This is a genomic window from Buttiauxella sp. A111, from assembly GCF_014189855.1.
In the GTDB taxonomy this organism is placed as follows: domain Bacteria; phylum Pseudomonadota; class Gammaproteobacteria; order Enterobacterales; family Enterobacteriaceae; genus Buttiauxella; species Buttiauxella selenatireducens.
Genome location: NZ_BJFN01000002.1, coordinates 19,178 through 41,102, shown reverse-complemented (window position 1 = coordinate 41,102; position 21,925 = coordinate 19,178). Strand labels below are relative to the sequence as shown.

14 protein-coding genes, 1 other RNA gene and 2 pseudogenes are annotated in these 21,925 nt (G+C 50.4%); 7 read left to right on the top strand and 10 right to left on the bottom strand.

The features are described 5' to 3' along the window. Positions 1-8: 8 nt before the first annotated feature. The 3 genes from BSPA111_RS06310 to BSPA111_RS06300 all read right to left on the bottom strand — a co-directional run bounded on the left by BSPA111_RS06310 (position 9) and on the right by BSPA111_RS06300 (position 819). The gene (locus tag BSPA111_RS06310) at positions 9-314 is read right to left on the bottom strand and encodes a helix-turn-helix transcriptional regulator (RefSeq protein WP_183270338.1); all 306 of its coding nucleotides are present in this window, start codon (positions 312-314) and stop codon (positions 9-11) included. A 67-nt stretch (positions 315-381) separates the two neighbouring features. Continuing rightward, complete coding sequence (locus BSPA111_RS06305) at positions 382-453, bottom strand: ash family protein (protein WP_183270858.1); 72 nt, start codon at positions 451-453, stop codon at positions 382-384. Between the two features lie 72 nt (positions 454-525). Next, the gene (locus tag BSPA111_RS06300) at positions 526-819 is read right to left on the bottom strand and encodes a hypothetical protein (protein WP_183270337.1); all 294 of its coding nucleotides are present in this window, start codon (positions 817-819) and stop codon (positions 526-528) included. A 5-nt stretch (positions 820-824) separates the two neighbouring features. Between BSPA111_RS06300 and BSPA111_RS22805 the strand changes: the two are divergent. Next, positions 825-980, top strand: a pseudogene (locus BSPA111_RS22805) (phage polarity suppression protein); the annotation flags it as partial. Between the two features lie 450 nt (positions 981-1,430). Here BSPA111_RS22805 and BSPA111_RS06290 read toward each other — a convergent pair. The 4 genes and pseudogenes from BSPA111_RS06290 to ssrA form a co-directional block, all read right to left on the bottom strand. Continuing rightward, complete coding sequence (locus tag BSPA111_RS06290; protein WP_183270336.1) at positions 1,431-2,096, bottom strand: MAE_28990/MAE_18760 family HEPN-like nuclease; 666 nt, start codon at positions 2,094-2,096, stop codon at positions 1,431-1,433. A gap of 12 nt (positions 2,097-2,108) precedes the next feature. After that, complete coding sequence (locus BSPA111_RS06285; RefSeq protein ID WP_255459252.1) at positions 2,109-3,137, bottom strand: DUF262 domain-containing protein; 1,029 nt, start codon at positions 3,135-3,137, stop codon at positions 2,109-2,111. 74 nt (positions 3,138-3,211) lie between these two features. Then, positions 3,212-4,003 (bottom strand): annotated as a pseudogene (locus BSPA111_RS06280) (tyrosine-type recombinase/integrase); the annotation flags it as partial. A gap of 135 nt (positions 4,004-4,138) precedes the next feature. Beyond that, positions 4,139-4,502: a transfer-messenger RNA gene (ssrA, locus tag BSPA111_RS06275) on the bottom strand. A gap of 645 nt (positions 4,503-5,147) precedes the next feature. Here ssrA and BSPA111_RS06270 point away from each other — a divergent pair. Genes BSPA111_RS06270 through BSPA111_RS06255 form a run of 4 tightly spaced genes read left to right on the top strand, consistent with a single transcriptional unit; the run spans position 5,148 to position 17,997 of the window. Further along, complete coding sequence (locus BSPA111_RS06270) at positions 5,148-13,301, top strand: Ig-like domain-containing protein (RefSeq protein ID WP_183270334.1); 8,154 nt, start codon at positions 5,148-5,150, stop codon at positions 13,299-13,301. Positions 13,302-13,313: 12 nt separating this feature from the next. Then, positions 13,314-14,666 carry a TolC family outer membrane protein gene (locus BSPA111_RS06265; RefSeq protein ID WP_183270333.1) on the top strand — a complete coding sequence of 451 codons (1,353 nt, stop codon included), beginning with the start codon at positions 13,314-13,316 and terminating at the stop codon, positions 14,664-14,666. Positions 14,667-14,681: 15 nt separating this feature from the next. Continuing rightward, positions 14,682-16,817: a type I secretion system permease/ATPase gene (locus BSPA111_RS06260; RefSeq protein WP_183270332.1), complete on the top strand. Its 2,136-nt coding sequence runs from the start codon at positions 14,682-14,684 to the stop codon at positions 16,815-16,817. Between the two features lie 10 nt (positions 16,818-16,827). Then, positions 16,828-17,997 (top strand): HlyD family efflux transporter periplasmic adaptor subunit, encoded by a 1,170-nt coding sequence (locus tag BSPA111_RS06255; protein WP_183270331.1) that lies wholly within the window; start codon positions 16,828-16,830, stop codon positions 17,995-17,997. A 261-nt stretch (positions 17,998-18,258) separates the two neighbouring features. Here the strand turns inward: BSPA111_RS06255 and smpB are convergent, their stop codons facing one another. Then, positions 18,259-18,741, bottom strand: coding sequence for an SsrA-binding protein SmpB (gene smpB / locus BSPA111_RS06250; RefSeq protein ID WP_183270330.1), 483 nt, complete (start codon positions 18,739-18,741; stop codon positions 18,259-18,261). A gap of 154 nt (positions 18,742-18,895) precedes the next feature. Between smpB and BSPA111_RS06245 the strand changes: the two genes are divergently transcribed. Together BSPA111_RS06245 and BSPA111_RS06240 are read left to right on the top strand one after the other, a co-directional pair. After that, positions 18,896-19,333: a type II toxin-antitoxin system RatA family toxin gene (locus BSPA111_RS06245; RefSeq protein WP_183270329.1), complete on the top strand. Its 438-nt coding sequence runs from the start codon at positions 18,896-18,898 to the stop codon at positions 19,331-19,333. Then, complete coding sequence (locus BSPA111_RS06240) at positions 19,323-19,613, top strand: RnfH family protein (protein WP_183270328.1); 291 nt, start codon at positions 19,323-19,325, stop codon at positions 19,611-19,613. The genes BSPA111_RS06245 and BSPA111_RS06240 overlap by 11 nt, the downstream gene beginning before the upstream one ends. A 36-nt stretch (positions 19,614-19,649) precedes the next feature. Here BSPA111_RS06240 and bamE read toward each other — a convergent pair whose 3' ends face one another. Together bamE and recN are read right to left on the bottom strand one after the other, a co-directional pair. Beyond that, on the bottom strand, positions 19,650-19,991 hold the full coding sequence (bamE, locus tag BSPA111_RS06235) for an outer membrane protein assembly factor BamE (RefSeq protein WP_183270327.1): 342 nt from the start codon (positions 19,989-19,991) through the stop codon (positions 19,650-19,652). Positions 19,992-20,214: 223 nt separating this feature from the next. After that, positions 20,215-21,876: a DNA repair protein RecN gene (recN, locus tag BSPA111_RS06230; RefSeq protein WP_183270326.1), complete on the bottom strand. Its 1,662-nt coding sequence runs from the start codon at positions 21,874-21,876 to the stop codon at positions 20,215-20,217. Between the last annotated feature and the right edge of the window lie 49 nt (positions 21,877-21,925).

Genomic DNA, 21,925 nt, shown 5'->3' with positions numbered 1-21,925 from the left:
AATTTGATTTACGAGCTTGAATCTCGTTTCTGACGAGGTAAGCGCATCAGGCGCACGATGGGTTTACGTGTCTTTTCATCAAAATAGCGACTCGGCCAGATGGTTTCGGCGGGTACGCCAATCGCAAGACTTATCAGCATTTCCCCTTTTGCCCATGGGCGTGTCAGCGCATTGGCAAGTGTCGAAGAACTCAAACCCGCAGCACGTGATTCTGCTGCCAGCGAAGTGCCTTTCTTATGCAGCGCCGCGATGATATCGGCAGTGTGCCAGTCTTGTTGAAAGGGCAGGAAGGTAGGGCTGTGTGATAGTGTCATTTTCGCATTCTCCGTTGCAAGGCGATGAATGGCTACCACAAGAGGTGCAAATCTCATTGGTGGTAGCTCAGACGGAGTTTGCACTACCGGTCACAACGGATGCCGGCCAGTCCGAAGACTGCCCCGCCTGAGTCACCATTGATATATTGCGTTATTACGTGGAATTGTAACAGGCAAAAGGTGTGCGCAAGCCTCGACATATAAACTGGATTTATAAATCGACGTTGTGATATCCGGGGTGCAAATCCCGGCTGCGGATTTTGCCGCAGCGGGGCTGACTATATCGTAAATCGAAGATGTTAACCAACCCGCTAATGAACGGAATGCGAGTTGTTTTACAAAGATATTTTTTGATTTGCAGGCGTTGCAATCGAGCGGGTGGATTGCTCGTGCTTTTGGCTTTATCAGGCGGTTTAGCTAACTGCTGACGGGGGATGTTGGGCTGGTAGAGTCTGAATAATTCGTTTAAACCGTTATTTTTATTTTTTATTAATTTAACTTTCACGGGATTATCTGGCGACCGGTCCGGAAGTTAATTACACAGCGGAAAACAGCGACATTTTGACAGCCATCGGATTCAGGCCTGATAAGGCTTCGCGGGCTGATAATCAGCAGAAATATACACCGGCACAGAACCGTGTTTATGCGCACCAGTTGGCTGAACTGAACAAGCAAAACCCCGTATTTCCCCCCCTCATCACTCCAGACCTGGAGCGGCTCCGGGGTGTTCATGCACCTGCATTAAAATCCACCCATGAAACAGGCGGGCGTGGCGGGGAGGGCATTGTGCGCTGAAGGTTATTTATTAAAATTTTTTCCAGAGTTTATTATCGAATTATTTGAGTGTTTCGGACGTAATCGGCGTAGATGTGACTTACGGAGAGTGTAGTGATTCAGAGAGCATTAATAAACAAAACCTCAAAGATGCTACTTGAACGGTGGATTAGACGGTTTTTATTAGTTCTCGATGCCAAGTGTTATCTGGGTTTTTATATAAAAACATGAATGTATCGGGTGTGGTAATAATATTTAAATAAATATATTCTATTGGTGAAAGTGTTTAGGGGAGGCATCAAAGAGTAATATCTGGCTTCGATGCCCCTTTTTTATACTGTCTTAGACAGATGCTGTAACACCTCGGTTTTTTAGATAACGCTTTGTTGAAGCATTATTTAATAGCTCGTTTTTAAAATTCCTCATTAATGTTAAAGTTTCTTTTGAGATGTTTTCCCATTCTTGAGCATTGACATCTAAATATTCGCCGTGAGCAATGCAGTTTCTACGTTTAAGAAGGCTTTCATCTATGAAGTTATATTTTGTAGTAAAGCTTTCAACTGGAATTCCAATGCTTTTTGCTATGTTGTCGAAAACATGTGACTTTAAGTTTGACTCGGTTTGTATCGCGGAATCAAAATTAAGTGTTGCTCTTTCTGATTGCCCGGATAAAATGAAACGGAGGGATTCTGATATGAGATCGTGTTTATTTGTTGTTACTATGGCATTAAGTTGCTTGCGCATTCCTAATACAATCAAACACTCTTCTAGTTCGGAGTATTTCAATCTCAAATTAGATAGGTATTCAATGTATTTTCCAGCGCTATTTTTTATAAATCCCTCCCAATGAGCATATAAAAGGGGGATTGATGCGCGGATCATAGTCTTTTGGGCCAATGAGCGTGAACTTTTAATTGTACTTGTTAAGTGAGCTACCTCTTTTATTCTCCATGCCATTTCAGAATCTACATAATCCTGAAAGGAATCGAGTGTTCGTATTTTAGCCATAGGGTTTTTCCATTAAACCTTAAAGTGTTCAACTGATAGCGGCATTAAATTAGCTAAACGAGTGGTACCCCTGACTCCAGCTCCTGAGTTTTTTGTGAAATCACCTGTATCCCAAAGCAATTTTATTTTTTCTACAATGAAATTAACCCTAGCTGTAGCATCTTGAATTCCAAAAATAGAATCATAATTTGATTGAATTCCGTTTGTTATTACTTCATATAAAGAAATAAGAAACTTACCTTTAAAATCTTGACCATCCCACTTTTTGAATGCCTTGTTACCTAAAGCATCGTTTAATAAGTTGAAAATGTCTAAGAAAATTTTCTCTTCAACTTGTTTATCAATAGCTGATTTACAAAGTTCGACATTTGCATAATCTAAATGTTCATGGACATCCATTCCTGGAGTATAAGGGAAATGACGGTAAGCAAAAAACTTTAACACAAGTTCCATATTTGCTTGTTTTTCAATCGCATCGTCTGTTTGATTCGTTGTGATTACAAATGCGGATTGTTCGGAGCATTGTTTAAGCCACTGGAACAATTCTGGGTTAAGCATTACGGCAGTGCAGTTTCGTACTTCTTGTTCAGAAAGGTTCGCACCACCTGTATTTAGACGTTGAAAAAGCTCATATTTGGCATAAGGGTCACTACCTTTCCTAAGTATTTCAACTCTTAGCCTAGCTCTTTTAATTTCAAGTTGTAGTGTTTTACCTATTTCATTGTCAGGTGTAGCGGAATCACTCCATTTTTTGTTGGCTAAGCTAGGAAGAAACTGCGTTCCGCTTAAAGTTGATGCAGGTGAAAGGCCACCAGTATCCTTGTTCTCTAAAAGCCCAGTGAATTCTAAAATAGTAGAAACACGTTGTAGTCCATCAATTAACTCCCATATGCCATCCTCATCTTGATGAACAAATATTGGTGGGATGGGTATGCCTAATAATAATGATTCGATAAAACGAGTTTTTTGCGATAATTCCCATCTAAATAAACGTTGATAATCAGGGGAAATTGTCAGTTCCTTGTCTCTATATAGGTTCATTATTTCACCCACAGACATATCATAGCCATCAGAAATTATTTGCTTCTTGGACTGTAGGACTTCATCTTCTAGACTCATTGTATCTTCCTTTTTATGTTGGTTAAAAATTGTGAGTAAACCTCTATACCCCACCAATTCATGAATTTTTTCTGGGTTCAAGATATGAAGCGTGGTTATATGTTCGTCTAACTTCATTTTTATCCATATGAGTTAAGGCTGATTCAATTATATCAGCATTTAGACCCGTCTCATTCATAGCTGTACTGGCTATAGAGCGTAAACCGTGTGCAACTAACTTACCACCATACCCAATACGTTTTAAAGCAGCATTAGCCGTCTGGCTATTCATCGCTTGCTTTGGATCATTTCTGCTTGGAAAAACATGCTCTCGGTGGACGCTGATAGGCTTCATTACCTTCAGAATCTCTAGCGCCTGAGGAGATAAAGGAACAACGTGTTCGCGTTTGCCCTTCATCCGTTCAGCTGGAATTGTCCAAAGTTTTGCATTGAAGTCGATTTCCTCCCATCGAGTGCCTGAAGCCTCAGAAGGGCGCACAAGTGTCAGGAGCTGCCATTCGATTAGGCAGCGAGTCGAAACTGAAAGATTAGACATTACAAGCGAGCGCATTAGCTTTGGCAGTTCTTCTGGCCGCAGGGTTTGCATCAATCAAACCGGTGTTAACTGCATAAATCATGATTTCGTTTATGCGTTGTACCAGGCGGCGAATTGTTTCAAGTGCTCCACGTGCTTTGGTGGGTTCAAGTGCTTCAACTAGCGTTCTCGCTTTGATTTCCTGAACGGGGATTTCACTGATGACCGGGAACACGTCTTTATCCAGCGAGCGCGAAATATCTTTCGCATAATCCAATTCTCACTGGATTCAGCCGGATCTTCTCAGATAGTTACAGACAAATCACAGACACAAAAAAGCCCGCATAACTTTCGTTATGCGGGCTTTCGACTTCATCATGTGGCTCTGGTAACCACTGACGGAGAATTTTGGTGGAGCTGGGGGGAGTTGAACCCCCGTCCGAAATTACTACGCCGTCGGTACTACATGCTTAGTCGTATCTTTACATTCGCCGGTTAGCTGCGGATAGACACGCCACTAACAAACTATCCTGATTAGTTTTAGTGCTTCAACCCCAGGCAAGGTTTACACACGATCTCTTTTGGGTTTGACTTCTCTTGATCCCCGTCTTAAGAGCGGAAGCTAGGGAGAGAAGGCTCTAAGCAGGGTATTAAGCTGCTAGTGCGTAGTTTTCGTCGTTTGCGACTATTTTTTTGCGGCTTTTTACGAGGCAAACCGCCCCTCGGCATGCACCTTGGGTTTCGCGAATCCCGTCGAATCCAGAATCAGCCCCACAAGTGTTGAATGAAGTATAACAGAACCTGATGCTGACGCGCCAGTCCATATCTCTTATGCTTTTGTATGAGTGCTCAAAGCCGGGCGGCACGAAGGAGTGAGCAGCTGAATGACTGTACATAAAACAGTCTGTTGCCACGTACATAACCCGCATTTAATTAAGGGGTATTTTTGATGCCTTTAATAACCCTGGTTAAATAAAGGTTTCCGCGTGCGTGCCTATAAATGAAAAATTTAATTTAGGGAGATTGAAACGATCCATCAAATTATAATTTTTCTTGTTATCTTTTATATTTTGACGATGTAAGTTGCGCAATACTAAATGTTCGCCTACGCCATATATTATGCCTGCCTCGTGTAAAACCAACGCCTACCTTGTCAAATTATTCTTATTTTTTGTTCTACATTGCTGAAAGGCAAAATGTTGTTTATATATTTTTTATTAAGAAAGTTTTCTCTAATGCATTTATTTTATGAAATTCAAATAAAAACAATGCATTACTTTGTTTTGTTGTTCTGGTTCACGTTTTTATACACAGCAGTTTTTCTGGGTGATTTATTACCCGGAATGAATTGAGATACTTCACACTTTTATTAAACGCATAACGAACTAAAACCGCGATTCTGTGCGAGGAAAAGAGCAATGGCGACGCAAAATAATCTTCCCGGCTCCATCCGTATTACTGGATTCGATAATGGTGAGCTGATCAGTCAATTCTCTGGTGGTAGCGACCGTGTCGTGAACCTCACTAAGCCCAGTATTGTGCGGGTGCAAGCCTCTCCTGAAAGCGTCAATTATTATGAGCGTCAGGGCGATGACCTGATTGTCCATATGAAAGATGGCAGTACCGTTCGTTACCAGCACTTTTTTACTCTGGATGCCAACGGGCATCACAGTGAATTGTATTTTGATGATCAAACCGGAAGCCATCACGCATTATTCCCATTTGCCAATGAGGCTGGCCCAGCAACGGCTCAAACTGTTGTGCCAACTTATGCCGACAGCGCTGTCGTCGCCGCAGCAAGTGAAGAGGGCAATAATGCCTTGCTGTGGATTGGCGCTGGGCTGTTAGCTGCGGGCGGCATCGCCCTTGCCGCAGGTGGTGGTGGAGGCGGCGGTGGAGGTGGCGGAGGTGGTAATAATAATAACGGTAACAGCAATGGCGGAAATGATCCCGCCGCGCAACCGCAGGTTTCCACGTTAACGATTAATCCATTTGCGGGCGACAACGTTGTCAGTGCGGTAGAAACTCTTGAGAGCCAGATTGTTAGCGGCAACACGCAGGCATTTAACGCCGGTCGCACAATCAGTATCACGATAGATGGCCAGACCTGGACCGGTACTGTTAACAGCGACGGCTCATGGAATATTAGTATTCCAACCAGTACCTTGCAGCAGCTTGCTGCGGGTACGCATACCATGACCGTCACGTTGGTTGATGTAAACGGTGTCACCCTGACGCAGAGTCAAGATTTCACAGTGGATCTCACCGTTCCCGCCCCGACCATTGATACCCCATTTGGCGACGGTTTTTTGAACCTGGCCGAGCAAGGGCAGGACCAAATTATTACCGGTAAAACCGGGATCACTGGGCCGGGCCAGGGCGTTGTGCTGGAGTTTAATGGCCAGTCTTACACCGCGACGGTGGATGCAAACGGGAATTGGCAGGTCACAATACCCGCAAGTGCGCTGCAGGCGGTGCCGGATGGTGTTGCCCAGATGACCGTCACCGTAGTGGATGCCAATGGAAATGTAGCCGAACAAAGTGTCGATGTTACGGTGGACTCCGTCGCTCCTGTGCTGGCGATCACTGACATTGGCAATAACGGCGTCATTGATGGATTGATGATGAATAGCGGTCAGGATCAGATTGTTCGCGGCACATCAGATGCGAAAGAAGCGGGCGATAAGGTCACGGTGACCTTCAACGGTAAAACGTATGACACCACTGTTGACCAGAATGGGAATTGGCAGGTCAATATTCCGGCGGCAGATTTAGCCGGCAAAGAAGGGAACAACACCGTCAACGCGGTGATTACCGATACCGCAGGAAATACCGCCGCAGCCAGTAAAGATTTCTCGCTTACAACCGCCGTTATCACCCTCAATAATTTTGCTGGCGACAACGTGCTGGATGGCGCAGAAATGCAAATCAACCAGATACTCAGCGGCACAACTGAAAACATTCCGGTTGGGACGACCGTGGTTATCAATTTTGCGGGAACAACCTATAACGCTCTGGTGGAAACGGGTGGCATCTGGCGTTTAGAGCTTACACCTACGCAATTAGCCTTAACGGATGGCTCATATACCATTTCCGTCACCGTTCCCGGCTATGTTAATACCTCCGTAAGCGAAAGTTTCACGGTAAATACCACGCAACCCGCTATTGCGATTGAAATTATCTCCACCGACGATGTTCTGAACGCCACTGAAATCCAGCAGCCGATTACCATCAGCGGCGTCACCACGCTTTTGGGCGCAGCCATTACCATCACATTCAATAATAAAACTTACGCGGTAGTTGCAGATGGAGCGGGGAGATGGAGTGCGCAAATCCCTGCGGAAGATTTAGCAGGCCTGAAAGATGGCCCGTTTGATGTGCAGGCTCAGGCAACGCTTGGCGGTCAAACAGCTAACGTGTCTCACACGTTTGTGGTCGATACCACCGCGCCGGTTGTCACTATTGATGCGGTCACGCCTGACAATATCGTTAACGCAACTGAAGCCGGTGCGGCACTGACCATCACCGGTAAGGTCACGCCACTTGATGTGAATTTTGCACATCAGGTCACGGTGACCATTAACGGTAAAACTTTCACTGGTAACGTCAATAGCGACGGAACCTGGAGTGTCCAGGCCGATGCGAATGTGCTCAACGGCGTGCAGGATGGCGATGTCACTATCAAGGCTTCGGTTAATGATGCGGCGGGAAATACGGGTACTGCCGACCATTTATTAACGCTGGACACCACGCCGCCATTGCTAACTATCGATAACGGCTTCTTGCAGGACGGCAAACTCAATTTTAGTGAATCACAAGCTGACCAGATATTGAGTGGCCAGACCGAAGCAGGGGCGAAGGTGTCGCTGGTGATTAATGGCAAAACGCTTCAGACGCTCGCCGATGGCAGCGGTCACTGGTCGTTGACGCTGTCATCTGGCGACTTAAAAACCCTGAAGCAAGGGGCGAACACGCTTGAGTTAACGGCCACGGATGTGGCGGGAAACAAGTCTGACGGCTCCGTTTCGATTGATGTCAAAACCACCGGGCTGCCGACTCTGACGCTCGACACTCTCTTTGGCGATGGCGCGGTTAACAAATTCGAGGCTCTTGATGGCGGGAAGATAACGGGAACCGCACTCAACCTGCCGTCGGGGACGGAAGTCACGGTGTTGATTGGTTCCCCGCCTAAGCAAGTTACCGTATCCGGCACGGTGGATGGCACCGGGCACTGGAGCGCCACGGTGCCGCCAAATGACATGAAGGACCTGCCTGACGGGCAGTGCAACGTGACCGTCACGGCTTCAGATGCTTACGGCAACGTCGGTACTGCAAGTGGATCGATGGAGGTATTGATTCATCAGTTGCCGCACGCGGTGCTGACTCCGCCACTGTTTCTTGATGGTTATTTAAATCTTGCCGAAGCGCAGGCAGGCCAGGCTCTGACCGGAAACTCAGGGATAACGGGCGGCGGGCAATTCGTCTCTGTGCTGATAAACGGTAAGACCACAATCAAAGGGGATGTGGATAGCAACGGAAACTGGACCGTCCATCTCCCGCCGAATGTGCTGCTGGCACTGGCTGATGGCACCAGCACCATCGAAGTAATCCTCACAGATCGGGCGTCAAATACTGCTTACAGCGGTGATGTCGGCTTCGAAGTTCGCACTCATGTGTTACCGAATCCAGGGCTTGATAAACCCTTCGGCGACGGCGTACTGAACGCCATTGAAGCGAGCACGGACGAAACGATTGCCGGTAAAACCGGGTTTGCCAGCAAGGCCGGGCAGACCGTCATGGTCAGCGTCGATAATGGAGCGGCTCGCGCGGCTACGGTGAAAGCCGATGGTAGCTGGGAATTAACGTTAACCTCCGCTGAATTGAAAGCTTATCCCGATGGTAATGTGCCGGTAAAAGTCACCGTGACGGATATCGCCGGAAACGTCGGTGTGGCGAACGGCAGTTTCACCGCTCAGACCCATAACGTGCCGGTGCTGACGATCAATACGCCATTTGCCGATGGGGTGCTGAACTACGATGAAGCCCACGCCGCAGGCGGGCAGGTGATTACCGGCAGCACAGGGATCTCGGGTGTTGGGCAAATTGTTAAAGTTACGCTCGGCGGCTTAACCGTCGATGCCGTGGTTCAGGCCAATGGTGACTGGAGCGCTACGATTCCTGGCTCGAAGCTCACGGATTTGGTTAACGGAGAAAATTATCCGATCAGCGTGACCGTCACGGATTCGGTTGGCAACACCGATACCGAAAGTGCGAGTGCAGTGGTGCACGTGAAGAAACCTGAGCCGACCATCGACACGCTGTTTGGCGATGAGATCCTCAATATCAGCGAGGCGGCAGGGCCGCTTACCCTTTCTGGCACCACGGGTCTGACGGGGGCCGGACAGGCGGTCAAAGTCACCATCGATCTGAATGGCGTTATTTATAATGCCGATGTGACGACCGGCGGTGTCTGGACGCTGGATTTACCTGCTGGCGCGTTGCAGGGATTAACCGGAACGTCGCATGGTATTTCTGTGACCGCAATGGATGCTTATGGCAACAGCGCGACGATAAACGATGGTTTTACCACGGCATTTACCGCGCCGACCGTTACGCTTACTACTCCGTTATTTACTGACAACATCGTCGGCACCGCAGAAGCAGGCGGGGCGCAAATCCTGAGCGGAACGCTAACTACGGCAACAACAGGCACTCCGGTGGTGCACGTGATTATCGGCGGCAAAGATTTCACTGCCACCGTGACGGGGAATACCTGGAAGTTAGATCTCACGGGGGCGAGCGACTGGGTTGGCGTCGCGCAGGGCGTGCAAAATGTGGTGGTCACCATTAGCGATGCCGCGCACAACACCGGTTCGACCAGCGCACCGCTGACGATTTTGACGCTTGCGCCAACGCTGACGGTTGATGCCTTTGCAGGTAATAACGATCTCAGTTACGAAGAAAGCCAGCACGGCGTCACGCTGACGGGTTCTTCAACTAACCTCATGGCCGGGCAGCAGATTAGCATCTCGCTCGCCGGGAAGAACTTCACAACGACAATTCAGGCCAACGGCTCATGGTCGTTAATGCTGACGTCGGGGCAACTTGCAACGCTTGCTGAAGGTGGCCAAACGCTGGCGGTTACTGCGACGGACAGTGCAGGTAATCACGCGTCCACGCCAGGCGTCCCGGTGACCATTAACCATACGGCCCCACTGGAAAGCGTCACCATTAATACCATTGGCGGTGATGGCTACCTGAATATTAATGAATTAGCAGGAACGGTGACGATTAGCGGGAAAGCTAGCGGAAGCACCACTACGGTCACGGTAAAACTGGGCGGCACTGAACTGGGAGTGGCGACGGTGGCTGGCGGCATCTGGAGCCTGACGCTGAGTCCAGAAAATAAAGCCTTGTTGGCTGAAGGGGAAAACGCCATTACCGCCACCGGACAAGGGGCGCAAGATTCAATCACCGTCAACGTTGACAGAAGTGCGCCGACGATTACCGTCGCTCCCTTTGCAGACAACGATATTGTTGATGTCACGGAATCCAAAAGCAGCCAGCTATTAAGCGGCACGGCGAGCCTCGCCGATACTGGCCGTGATATCACCATCCAACTGAACGGCAAAACCTACTTCGCCACGGTGCTGGCGGATGGGACCTGGTCGGTGTCCATTCCGCAGGCGGATGTGGCGAATTTGCCACAGGATCAACAAAACATCACCCTGAAGCTAATCGATGCGGCGGGTAATTCAACGACGGTTACGCACCCGATAACCGTGGCAACCATTGCGCCATTGCTCGAAGTGGATGCGCTGGGCGTGGGTAATTTGTTGACCGCCGTCGAGATTATTGGGGGCCTGCCGTTAGGTGGGCGGGGTGACCCTGGCGACACGGTTCATATTACTCTTGGGCCGATTTCTTTAACTGCGTTGGTCGATGAAACAGGTCACTGGAAAGTTCAGCTTCCGGAAGTCGATCTCGGAAAATTAACTGATGGCGCGCAGGTTATTGGCCTCAGCGTATCGGATCAAAATGGCAACGTGACGACCGCTAATGTGGTGCTAAACGTCGCGATTAACAAAGACCTTGGCGTGTTAATGCCAGATTTGTTTGCCACTGACGGGATACTCAATGTTGCTGAATCACTGGTGACACAAGTCATTACCGGCAAGGCAACAGGGGATTACCGCGATGCCACAGTGACGGTCACACTGCTTGGCTTTACGGTTACAGTGCCTGTTTCTGCGGATGGTTCATGGAGTGTGTCTGTCCCACCGAGTACCTGGATTGGTCTCACGCAAGATACCGCCGGACTCGATGTTTCCATTAAAGATATCAATGGGAATACGACAAACACACTGGTGGATATTGACCTCGCGCTGACGAACTTGCCAGTGGTGAGTAACGTTATCGCCTCGCTGGACAACATTATTAACAAAGCGGATACCCAGGTCGCTCAAACCGTCACGGGCGTCGTTCAGGGCGTTGCGGCAGGGACAGAAGTGTTGCTGAAAATCGGTGGTAACGTCATTTCCACCACGGTTGACGCCACCGGGCACTGGATTGCTTCTCTTCCGCCTGCTTTGCTGGCAGCACTGCCGGACGGTACAGCAGCGTTAAAAGTCAGCGTGACCGACAAATTCGGCAACCTCGTCGAAAGCAACGTTAATCTCACCGTGCTTTCCCACAACCTGCCGACCATTACGCTTAACCCGCTATTTGGTGATGGGGTGCTGAGCATTGCTGAACTGGTTAATGGCGTCATCAGCGGCACCGCAACAGGGCTGAATGGACGAACGATCTCTCTGAGCATTAACGGCGCACAGCAATTAACTGCGACCGTCGACGCCAACGGGAAATGGAGTGCGGCACTGACACCGGATGTTATTGGCATTTTGCAGGGGCTTGGCACCGGAAATGTCTCGGTATCGGCAAGCGCTACAGACCTGGTCGGTAACCCGGCGGCTTCTGCAACCGTGGGCTTGAAACTCGATCTTATCGCGCCAGTGCTTAACTCCGTCACGCTGTTTGGCGATGGTTTATTAAGTGCCGTTGATGCCACCCTGGCGCAAACCATTACCGGTTCCGTAGGCCATGCGCCATCAGGCTCTGTTGTCACAGTGGCGCTGGGAGGGAAAACCTTCGATGGCACCGTGGCCAGTGACGGCAGCTTTAAAATTAACCTCTCGCCGAGCGATTTGCTCGGGTTGAGCGACGGCAATTTAATCCCGCGCGTCACGATAACCACCGTCGACGGTAATACCTCGTCGGTTAACCTGCCTGCTGTTACGGTGGCGGTCGCCAATCTGCCAAAAGTGATTATTGATTCGGTGTTTGGCGGCGATGGTTATCTGAATGTCAGCGAAGCAGGTTCAGGCCAGACGTTAACCGGAAAGATAACCGCCGGGATTACGGATGGCGCGAAAGTGGTGGTGACCATCGGTGGAACTCAATACGACGCCACGGTCGCGGCGAATGGAACCTGGTCGCTGCCAGTACCTAATACCGTGCTTAAAGGCTTGCAGAATGGCGCTCTGCACATTGGTGTGACGGTAACCGACAAGGTTGGGAACACCAATACTGACGGCGCGAACACCATTGTGAAACTGTCGACGCCGGGGCTGAGTTTTAATGCGCTGGCGAGCCTTAATCTCATCACGTTACTGAGTAAAGGGCTGACGCTGAGCGGTGGCTCAAGCAATCTTGGTGCGGGGGCGACGGTGCATATCAGCCTGCTAAATAACACCGTGAATACTACCGCCATCACGGATAGCAATGGGAACTGGACGGCCACTCTTGGGCTGACGTTGAACCTGCTCCAGTTGTTGTCGCTCAGCAGCGCCGTGAATCTTTATGCCTCGGATCTGGCTGGGAACACCGGTTATCTCAACGTTGGGCTGGGTGGTGACATTATCTCCACCACACCACCTGCGGCACCAATGATGATGATGGCTTCAATGTCGGAAACCAACACCACCGGTGATGAAACCAGTACCACTCATTCCACTTCTACAACCAGCAATAACACGACGGAAACCACGGAACATCCCGCTGACACAAGCGGCGATGCGGCGGCTTACACCATCGGCGGTTTGACCATTGATCTCGCCGACGGCACCACCGTTAGCGGCGACACGCTACACGGCAGCACCGGTAATGACACCGTTCATCTCTCAACGCTTGGGTTTGTGCAGATTGATGGCGGTGCAGGCACCGATACGCTGGTGCTGGATGGCGTCAACATGACCCTCGACCTGGTGGCGGAAGGCAGCAAAATCCAGCATATCGAAATCTTCGATTTGGGGCTTTCCGGCACCAACTCGATAACCCTTAACCTCAACGAAGCGCTAAATATCACCGATAAACCGGAAGACGACCTGCTGATTAAAGGGGCGAAAGGTGACCAGGTGAATTTGGTTAACGGCACTGGCGATGTATGGGAAGTCGCCGGGCAGCGGGAAATCAACGGTGTGGAATACGACGTTTATCACAACAGCTCACAGCTCAGCAGCAACACGCTGGGTGATGTGCTGATTCAGCAGGGGTTGCATGTGAATCTGGTTTAATGGGGCAAGATTATGGGGCGAAACGCTAAAAGGCAGATGGGGCCAGCACTGGCGATTATCGCCAGTTGTCTGGCAAGTGTGCCGCTCATGGCCGCCGAGCAATATAACTGGCAGGCCGCACCGAGCGAGCAATTACAGGCCCAATTAACCATTAAAGAGGCGATTTTGCGGGCGTTTGCCCGCAATCCAAAAATCGCGCAGGCGGCGGCGCAAATCAGCGTCGGCAAAGCGAATCTCGATGAAGCGCAAAGCGCCTGGTTTCCGCAAATTGCATTACAGGGCGGCCTTGGCCGCTCACATACCACGGATTCTGCCGGGTCATTAAACAGCAATGCCTCGGCAGGGGTTAATCTTAAACAGTTGTTGTGGGACTTTGGCAGAACGGGCGGCAGCGTCGACGAACAAGAGAATTTGTCGGACGCTTACCGCTTTCAGCTTTACGACACGCTAAACAGCGTGGGGCAACAAACGCTACAAACCTACCTGCAAGTCAAACGTTATCAGGCGTTGTCAACCGCCGCTGAACGCAATGTTCGGTCACTCAATAATGTGCTCGAGATGGCGAACCTGCGAGCGAACGCGGGGTTAAGCTCGCAGTCGGATGTTCTGCAAGCGCAAAGCCGGATTGCCGGCATGAACGCCTCGCTTGAGCAATATCGCGCGCAAACGCGTTCGGCTCAGGCGGCACTCAGCGTGCTAACCGGCGTGGTGTCCGACAACCTTCCTGATTTACCAGAAGATCTTTTGCGACAGAAGATTTCTCTGCAATCCCTTCCGTATGAACAAAACAGCGCAGTGCGCAGCGCACAGGCGAAGCAACTGGCAGCGGAACAAAAAATCCGCCAGGCCCAGGCGCAGCATTACCCGACATTCTCTGTGCAGGCCGGGCGCACACGTTATGAGAATGACCATGGAGATTACTGGGACGACCAGGTGCAGTTAGTTGTTGATGCGCCGGTTTACCAGGGCGGTGCCGTGAGCGCCCGAGTGGATGCGGCTGAGGGGGAACGCAGAAATGCACAGGCCGAAGTGGAAGCCAGCAAGCTGGATGTGAATCAAAAGGCAGCCACGGCGTGGGCAGATTTGACCGGCGCACAACAGCGCCAGCAGGCGGGGGAAATGCAGTTTGCGGCGGCGGGTAAAGCGCGTGAGGTTTATGGCGATGAGTACCGGTTAAGCAAACGCAGCCTGAATGATTTGTTGAGCGTCGAACAAGATGTTTTCCAGGCGGATAGTTCGTCGATCACCGCTCGGTATGACGCCTGGGATGCGGCGGTGCGTTACGCCGGGGCTGTGGATAATTTATTGAATATGCTCGGGATTGAGCGGCAACAACTCACTGGGGATACGTTACCAGCACTTTAATAAAAGGAGTATTGCATGTCTCAACTGCCTGATACTGAATGCTGGATTGCCGCGATGGTCCGTGCCGCAGGGCGCTTTGGTTTACCTGCGGATGCACCGGCGGTGCGTCAACAAATGCGCTGGTTTGAAAATCTTCCGCTGCCTCATCGCCTGGAACGGTTAAGCGGGTTGATGGGACTGCAAATGCGCATCATGCCGAAAGAAAAAGTGCGCTGGCATACGCAAACGCTGCCCGTCATTGTGCAACTCGATAGCGGCGCACTGATTCTGTTGGAAGCATTAAGCGCGGAAGGGACGGTCAGTTACTGGCTGAGCGATGGGGGCGACCTGGTGCGAGAAGAGTCGCTGGAAACCTTGCTGGCTCGGGTGGAAGCGGACGTAGTGTTATTGGGTATTGCAGCGCGTAGCAGTGACGCCCGCATAGACGATTTCACTAAGCCCTGGGAGCCACACTGGTTCTGGCAGCATTTCCGTCATGCCGGTCGCAAGCTGGTTGAGATTTCCCTCGCGTCCGTAGTGGGTAACGTGCTGGCACTGGCGGGGATTCTGTTTTCGATGCAGGTCTATGACCGCGTGATCCCGGCGCAATCGATCCCGACTTTATGGGTACTGTTTTTCGGCGTGTTATTTGCCGCTTTTCTGGAATTTTTCATCCGCCTTTCCCGTACCCATATATCCGACATTATGGGCAAACACATCGATTTACACGTTTCCTCCCTGTTCTTCGCCCGGGCAATGGCGATTAAGAACGATGCCCGCCCGAAATCGACCGGATCGTTTATTTCCCAGTTGCGCGAAATTGATCAAGTGCGGGAATTGCTGACCTCCACCACCGTGGGGGCAGCAATGGATATGCCATTCGTACTGCTGTTCCTCGGGATCATGGCGCTGGTGGGTGGTGAGCTGGTACTGATCCCATTACTGGCGATCCCGCTGATCGTTATTCCTGGCATTCTGGTGCAGTGGCCGATGGCAAAACTGGCCAAAGAAGGGATGCGCGAAAGTGCGGTGCGTAACGCGGTTCTGGTGGAATCCATTGAAGGGGTGGAAGACATCAAAGCCTTGCAGGCGGAACCGTATTTTCAACGCCAGTGGGAACACTCTCATTCGGTTGGCGCAAATATCGGTATGAAGCAGCGAATCTGGGGCGCACGGCTGAGCGGTTGGGCGTCTACGGTGCAGCAAATTACTTATGCCGGAATGTTGGTGTTCGGCAGTTATCTGGTGCTGGCAGGGGAGATTACCACCGGGACGATGGTCGCCTGTAGCCTGTTATCTTCCCGCACTATCGCGCCATTGATGCAACTGACAATGGTCTTTTCCCGCTGGCAGCACGCCAAAACGGCGATGACTGGCCTGAATGAATTGCTGAAGAAACCACTCGATAAAGATCCTCAGCGCAAGATGGCCCATTGCCCAGTGCTGGCGGGTCATTACCAGTTTCAGGATGCGCAATACAGTTACGATGTTGAAAAGGGCGAGCAGGCGCTGGCGATTTCTTCCCTTGAGATCAAACCCGGCGAGCGCGTGGCAATACTGGGCAAAGTGGGCGCGGGGAAATCGACGTTACTGAAATTGCTCTCCGGCCAGGCTAACACCAGCAAAGGCAAGCTGATTATTGATGGCGTGGATATTGCCCATATCGACCCGGTGGATGTGCGCCGCCAGATTGGTTTTCTTTCTCAGGATTCGCGTCTGTTCTTCGGCACTTTGCGCCAGAATCTGATGCTCGGGCACCCGCATGCCAGCGAAAGTGAGTTACTCCAGGCGCTGCGCATTAGTGGCGCGCTGTCGATGGTGCAACAAGACGCGGCAAGTCTCGACCGCATCATCAACGAAGGCGGGCGGGGATTATCCGGCGGACAGCGGCAAATGGTTCTGCTGAGCCGCCTGATTGTGCGCAATCCACAAATCGTTTTGTTAGATGAACCGACGGCTTCTATGGATGAGCAACTCGAGGCTTATGTGATTCGGCAACTGCACAACTGGCTTACGGGGCGCACTCTGGTGCTGGTGACGCATCGCCCGGCGTTGCTTAAATTGGTCGACCGAATTGTGGTGATGGAGAACGGCAAAGTAGTGGCTGATGGGCCGCGCGACACCATTCTTAATCAGGCTCAACGCAACAGCAATGTGGCTTCTATCGCCTGAGGAGTTTCCCATGAGTCAATTAAGCCTTCAGGATGACCTCGCTCGCCAGGGACGCTTTTATTCATCGGTGGTCTGGTTAACGTTATTTGGGTTGTTGGGTTTCGCGGGATGGGCGTGGTTTGCCACTCTCGATGAAGTGACGGTGGGAACCGGGAAAGTGACGCCATCGAGCCATGCGCAGCTGATTGAAAGCCTGGACGGCGGGATTGTCAGCGCGTTGTTGGTTCACGAAGGCGATATCGTCAATAAAGGGCAAATGCTGGCGCGACTTGATCCTACCCGTTTTCAGTCTAACTATGGTGAAGCCGCCGCCAGGGCGTTGGCTCTGCGGGCATCTTCTGAACGTTTGCGTTCTGAGTTAACCGGTGAGCCGTTGCGTTTTAGCGCAGAGTCATTGCGCGCGCCTGATTTAGTGGCGCGTGAAAAGCAACTCTACGATTCACGCCGTCGTAATCTGGATGAAACGGTCGCCAATTTGCAAAGCTCTTACAAGCTGGTGATGGAAGAACTGAGAATGACGCAACCGCTGGTGGCGAAAGGGGCGGCGGGGGCCGTTGAGGTTATCCGCTTGCAGCGTCAGGCGACCGAACTGAAAGGCAAAATCGACGATGCGCGTAATCAGTTTGCAGTTCGAGCCCGTGAAGAGCAGGTGAAGAATAACGCCGAGCTGGATGCGCAGTTGCAAGTGATGGCGGGTAAAGCGGATCAGCTGGACCGCGCGTCACTCTTTTCGCCCGTGCGTGGGGTCGTGAAAGATGTGCAGGTGACGACCGTCGGCGGCGTTTTGCCTCCGGGCGGCAAACTGATGGAGATTGTGCCGCTTGAGGATCAGTTATTGATCGAAACGCGTATCAACCCACGAGATATTGCCTACATCAGGCCAGGACTTGCGGCGACGGTGAAAATCACCGCTTATGATTCATCAATCTATGGAAATTTGCAGGGTACGGTAGAGGTGGTTTCGCCGGATACATTGCAGGATGAGGTGAAGCGTGACCAGTATTATTACCGGGTTTATGTTCGCACCCAAAACGCGGAGTTGCATAACCGTAACGGCAAGCGCTTCCCCATTTTACCGGGCATGGTGGCGAGTGTAGAAATCAAAACCGGGCAAAAAACGGTAATGGATTATCTGGTGAAGCCGTTGAACAAGGTGAAAGAATCACTGCGTGAGCGGTAGTTTGAGGAAATAGTTTGAGGGCTTTAGTGGATGGCGCGTTGCCATCCATCAAATATTTATACCCAAAATAATTCGAGTTGCTTAAAGGCGGCAAGGCCGTGACAAATCTGTCTGGAACAGATTTGAACAGCGCTTGCGCTGGCCCGTAGGGTGAGCCTCACGGATGAGGCTCATCAATCCCCAGAAGCTTACACAAGTAAGTGACTGGGGTGAGCGGGAGTAGCCAACGCATAAGCAGCTTGAAGTATGACGGGTATAAGCTTAACGACCTGCGTGTTTCATAATGCGGGCTTTATCAACCGCCCATTCTTTGTCTTTCACATCATTACGCTTGTCGTGCTGTTTCTTACCTTTTGCCACGCCGATTTTCACTTTGCACCAGGCATTTTTCCAGTACATCGACAGGGCGACAACGGTGTAACCTTCACGGTTAATACGCCCGTAAAGGTTATCAAGCTCACGTTGGTTAAGCAGGAGTTTACGGGTACGCGTTGGGTCGCAGACTACATGACTTGAAGCCACATTTAACGGGGTAAAGTTGGCACCAAACAGGAATGCTTCGCCGTCTACCAAAATGACGTAGCTATCACCGATGTTGGCCTTCCCGGCACGCAGAGATTTTACTTCCCAGCCTTGTAGCACGAGTCCCGCTTCAAACTCATCTTCGATAAAGTATTCATGGCGGGCGCGTTTGTTTTGCGCAATGGTGGCTGAACCTGGTTTGTATGCTTTTTTCTTTGTCATAGTGCTGCTCAGTATAAGTAATCCAGGAGTTCAAATACACCCCGCTTCGCTGCGAGGATGAAGGCATATCTTAGCACGGCTCTGGGCTAAGAGTTTTTCTTTGCATGATGATAAATGGTATTATTTGCGTGTTTTGTGACTCTCAGGAAATGCTATGCCTCAGATTACCCGTACTGCGCTGGTGCCTTATAGCGCGGAGCAGATGTATCAATTAGTTAACGATGTGAAATCCTACCCTGACTTTTTACCGGGTTGCACTGGCAGCCGGATCATTGACGCGTCGCATGATCAGATGACGGCGGCGGTAGATGTTTCCAAAGCGGGGATCAGCAAAACTTTCACCACGCGTAACTCGCTTACCAGCAATCACAGTATTCTGATGCATCTTGTCGATGGGCCATTTAAGTCATTGATGGGAGGCTGGAAATTTACACCGCTGAGCGCGGAAGCATGCCGTATCGAGTTCCAGCTCGATTTTGAGTTTACGAATAAACTTATCGAGTTGGCTTTTGGTCGTATCTTCAAAGAGTTAGCGGGAAACATGGTTCAGGCGTTTACCGTTCGTGCCAAAGAGGTCTACAGTGTCGCCTGATATCACGGTTGAAGTCGTTTATGCGCTGCCTGAAAAGCAGTATTTGCTCAAGGTTAGAGTTGCAGAGGGCACAACGGTTGAGCAGGTAATTACCAGGTCAGGCATTCTTGAACTGCGCACGGATATCGATCTGTCGAAGAATAAAGTTGGCATTTTTAGCCGTCCGGTAAAATTGACCGACACGGTTAATGAGGGGGATCGGGTGGAAATTTATCGTCCACTGATTGCCGATCCTAAAGAGCTCAGACGCCAACGAGCAGAAAAATCCGCTAAGAAGTAGCCAAAAAAAAGGTGCCATCGGCACCTTTTTTGTTGGTTATTCGTTTTCCAGCTTCGGCTTGTTGTCGATGTTGGTCAACACACCACTGCTGTTGAAAGTCAGCGTCAGCGTTTGCTGAGTCACTTTTTCATGGCCTGGTTGCTGGCGGAAGACATAGAACCAGGTGCTTGTACCGAATGGATCAGTCATCATTGGCGTACCCAGAGCATACGCAACTTGCTGTTGAGTCATGCCAGTACGGATCTTTGACACATCGTTCTGTGTCAGGTAGTTCCCCTGGTTAATGTCGGGGCGGTAAACCACTCGCTCCAGAGTGGAACAGCCTGCGGTCAGCATAAGAAGAACCGCTGCGGCAGCAGTCAGCGTTTTACAGCGCATAGTGATTTGATTCCTTTTCGGGCCCGAGCAGCACATGGCTCATTCATAATATGCCGATGATAATAAACCTTTACGCAGTTTAAAACATTAAGGCGCTTAACTCTGACCCTGGTACGGCAAAAAAGTTGGCTTAAAACATGCTCAATTAACAATATGCTGACTGAGCGATTGTTTTTTGAACGATTAGCAGAGCGTTGTCGGGATGTATATTTAACAATCGCCTTTAAGCCGCCAACAACTCTTTTGCGTTGGCAAGCGTGTTACGAGTGACTTCGCTGCCACCGAGCAAACGAGCCAATTCTTGCAGGCGTGAGCGTTTGTCCAGCGGCTGCATGTGAGTTTCAGTCATTTCGCCATCGGTTTCTTTACTGACAAAGAAGTGATGATGCCCGCACCCTGCAACCTGCGGCAGGTGCGTTACGCACATGACCTGAGTGGATTCACCTAACTGACGTAATAATTTACCGACAACGGCTGCCGTTGGGCCGCTGATCCCGACATCCACTTCATCGAAGATGAGTGCAGGTGTTTCCATTTTGCGCGCGGTGATGACCTGAATGGCGAGGGCGATACGTGAAAGCTCGCCGCCGGAGGCCACTTTTGCCAGCGGCTGTAATGGTTGGCCAGGGTTAGTACTGACACGGAAGTCGATGCGGTCTGCCCCTTCAGCGGTCAGATGGTTTTCATTAAATTCAACATCAATGGCTAGCTTACCGTGTGGCATCGACAACGAATGCATGCTTGCGGTAATCAATTGGCAAAGCTCTGCTGCATAATGCGCGCGGCGCTGATGCAGCTCCTGCGCAATGCTCAGTGCTTGTTGGTGATGGAGTGTTACCGCCTGCATTAATTCATCTTGAGAACTGGCTTGATCATCAAGCTGCTGTAGCTCTTCGAGGAGCTGTTGATGGAACAATGGCAGTTCTTCCGGCGAAATATGGTGTTTACGGGCCAATGAGATTTGCCTGGAGATGCGTTGTTCCAGTTCATAAAGACGATTAGGGTCCAGATCCAGACGGTCACAATAATGACGCAGTTCATCGCTGGCTTCCGTAATCTGAATAGTGGCCTCTTCAAGCATTGTTAAAACACCTGAAAGTTTGCTATCCATCCCAACCAGTTCTTCCATTAAATGACGCGCGGTATACAGCTGGCTTTGCAGGTTGTTGTCTTCGCCATCAGCGAGGATTGCTAACGCTTGCTGGCTGACAGATATCAATTGCCCACTGTTCGCCAGACGTTTGTACTCTTCATCAATCTGCTCAAATTCACCTGCAATCGGGGAAAATTCATTGAGTTCTTTCAGTTGATACTGAAGCAGTTCAGAGCGGGCTGCACGTTCCTGAGCCAGTTGTTGATGTTGCGCCAGAGAGCGGCAGCTTTGATGCCATTCGCGGTATCTTTCTGCCATTTTTGCAAGCAGAGCAGATTCACCCGCATAACCATCCAGCAGGTTTTTTTGATGTTCTGGTTTCAGCAAAAGCTGATGTGCGTGCTGACCATGAATTTGAATCAGCATTTGACCGAGGTCGCGCAACTGGGAAAGGGGAACCGCGGTTCCGTTGATGAAGCCGCGTGAACGTCCATCGCTGCTAATGACGCGGCGTAGCAGACATTCACGCCCATCATCGAGCTGGTTTTCTTCGAGCCAACGCAGGGCTGCGGGAGTATCTTTTAAGGAAAAGCGGGCGCAGAGATCGGCACGAGTAGCGCCCTGGCGAACCATATCGGCTTCCGCACGGCCACCCAGGCACAACCCTAAGGCATCAATAGCAATGGATTTACCGGCACCTGTTTCACCGGTAATGGCGGTCATGCCGTGGTGAAAATCAATTTCCAGTTCACGAACGATGGCGAAGTTACTGATGGTGAGTTGTGCCAGCATAATTGCTTTCCTGTATGAAAAGACATGACTGTGTTTTCATACAGTATAA

Coding starts and splice junctions, on each gene's coding strand:
- recN (WP_183270326.1), bottom strand. CDS start 21,876: ATGCTGGCACAACTCACCATCAGTAACTTCGCCATCGTTCGTGAACTG.
- BSPA111_RS06285 (WP_255459252.1), bottom strand. CDS start 3,137: ATGAACCTATATAGAGACAAGGAACTGACAATTTCCCCTGATTATCAA.
- BSPA111_RS06245 (WP_183270329.1), top strand. CDS start 18,896: ATGCCTCAGATTACCCGTACTGCGCTGGTGCCTTATAGCGCGGAGCAG.
- BSPA111_RS06290 (WP_183270336.1), bottom strand. CDS start 2,096: ATGGCTAAAATACGAACACTCGATTCCTTTCAGGATTATGTAGATTCT.
- BSPA111_RS06310 (WP_183270338.1), bottom strand. CDS start 314: ATGACACTATCACACAGCCCTACCTTCCTGCCCTTTCAACAAGACTGG.
- BSPA111_RS06265 (WP_183270333.1), top strand. CDS start 13,314: ATGGGGCGAAACGCTAAAAGGCAGATGGGGCCAGCACTGGCGATTATC.
- BSPA111_RS06260 (WP_183270332.1), top strand. CDS start 14,682: ATGTCTCAACTGCCTGATACTGAATGCTGGATTGCCGCGATGGTCCGT.
- BSPA111_RS06270 (WP_183270334.1), top strand. CDS start 5,148: ATGGCGACGCAAAATAATCTTCCCGGCTCCATCCGTATTACTGGATTC.
- bamE (WP_183270327.1), bottom strand. CDS start 19,991: ATGCGCTGTAAAACGCTGACTGCTGCCGCAGCGGTTCTTCTTATGCTG.
- BSPA111_RS06255 (WP_183270331.1), top strand. CDS start 16,828: ATGAGTCAATTAAGCCTTCAGGATGACCTCGCTCGCCAGGGACGCTTT.
- smpB (WP_183270330.1), bottom strand. CDS start 18,741: ATGACAAAGAAAAAAGCATACAAACCAGGTTCAGCCACCATTGCGCAA.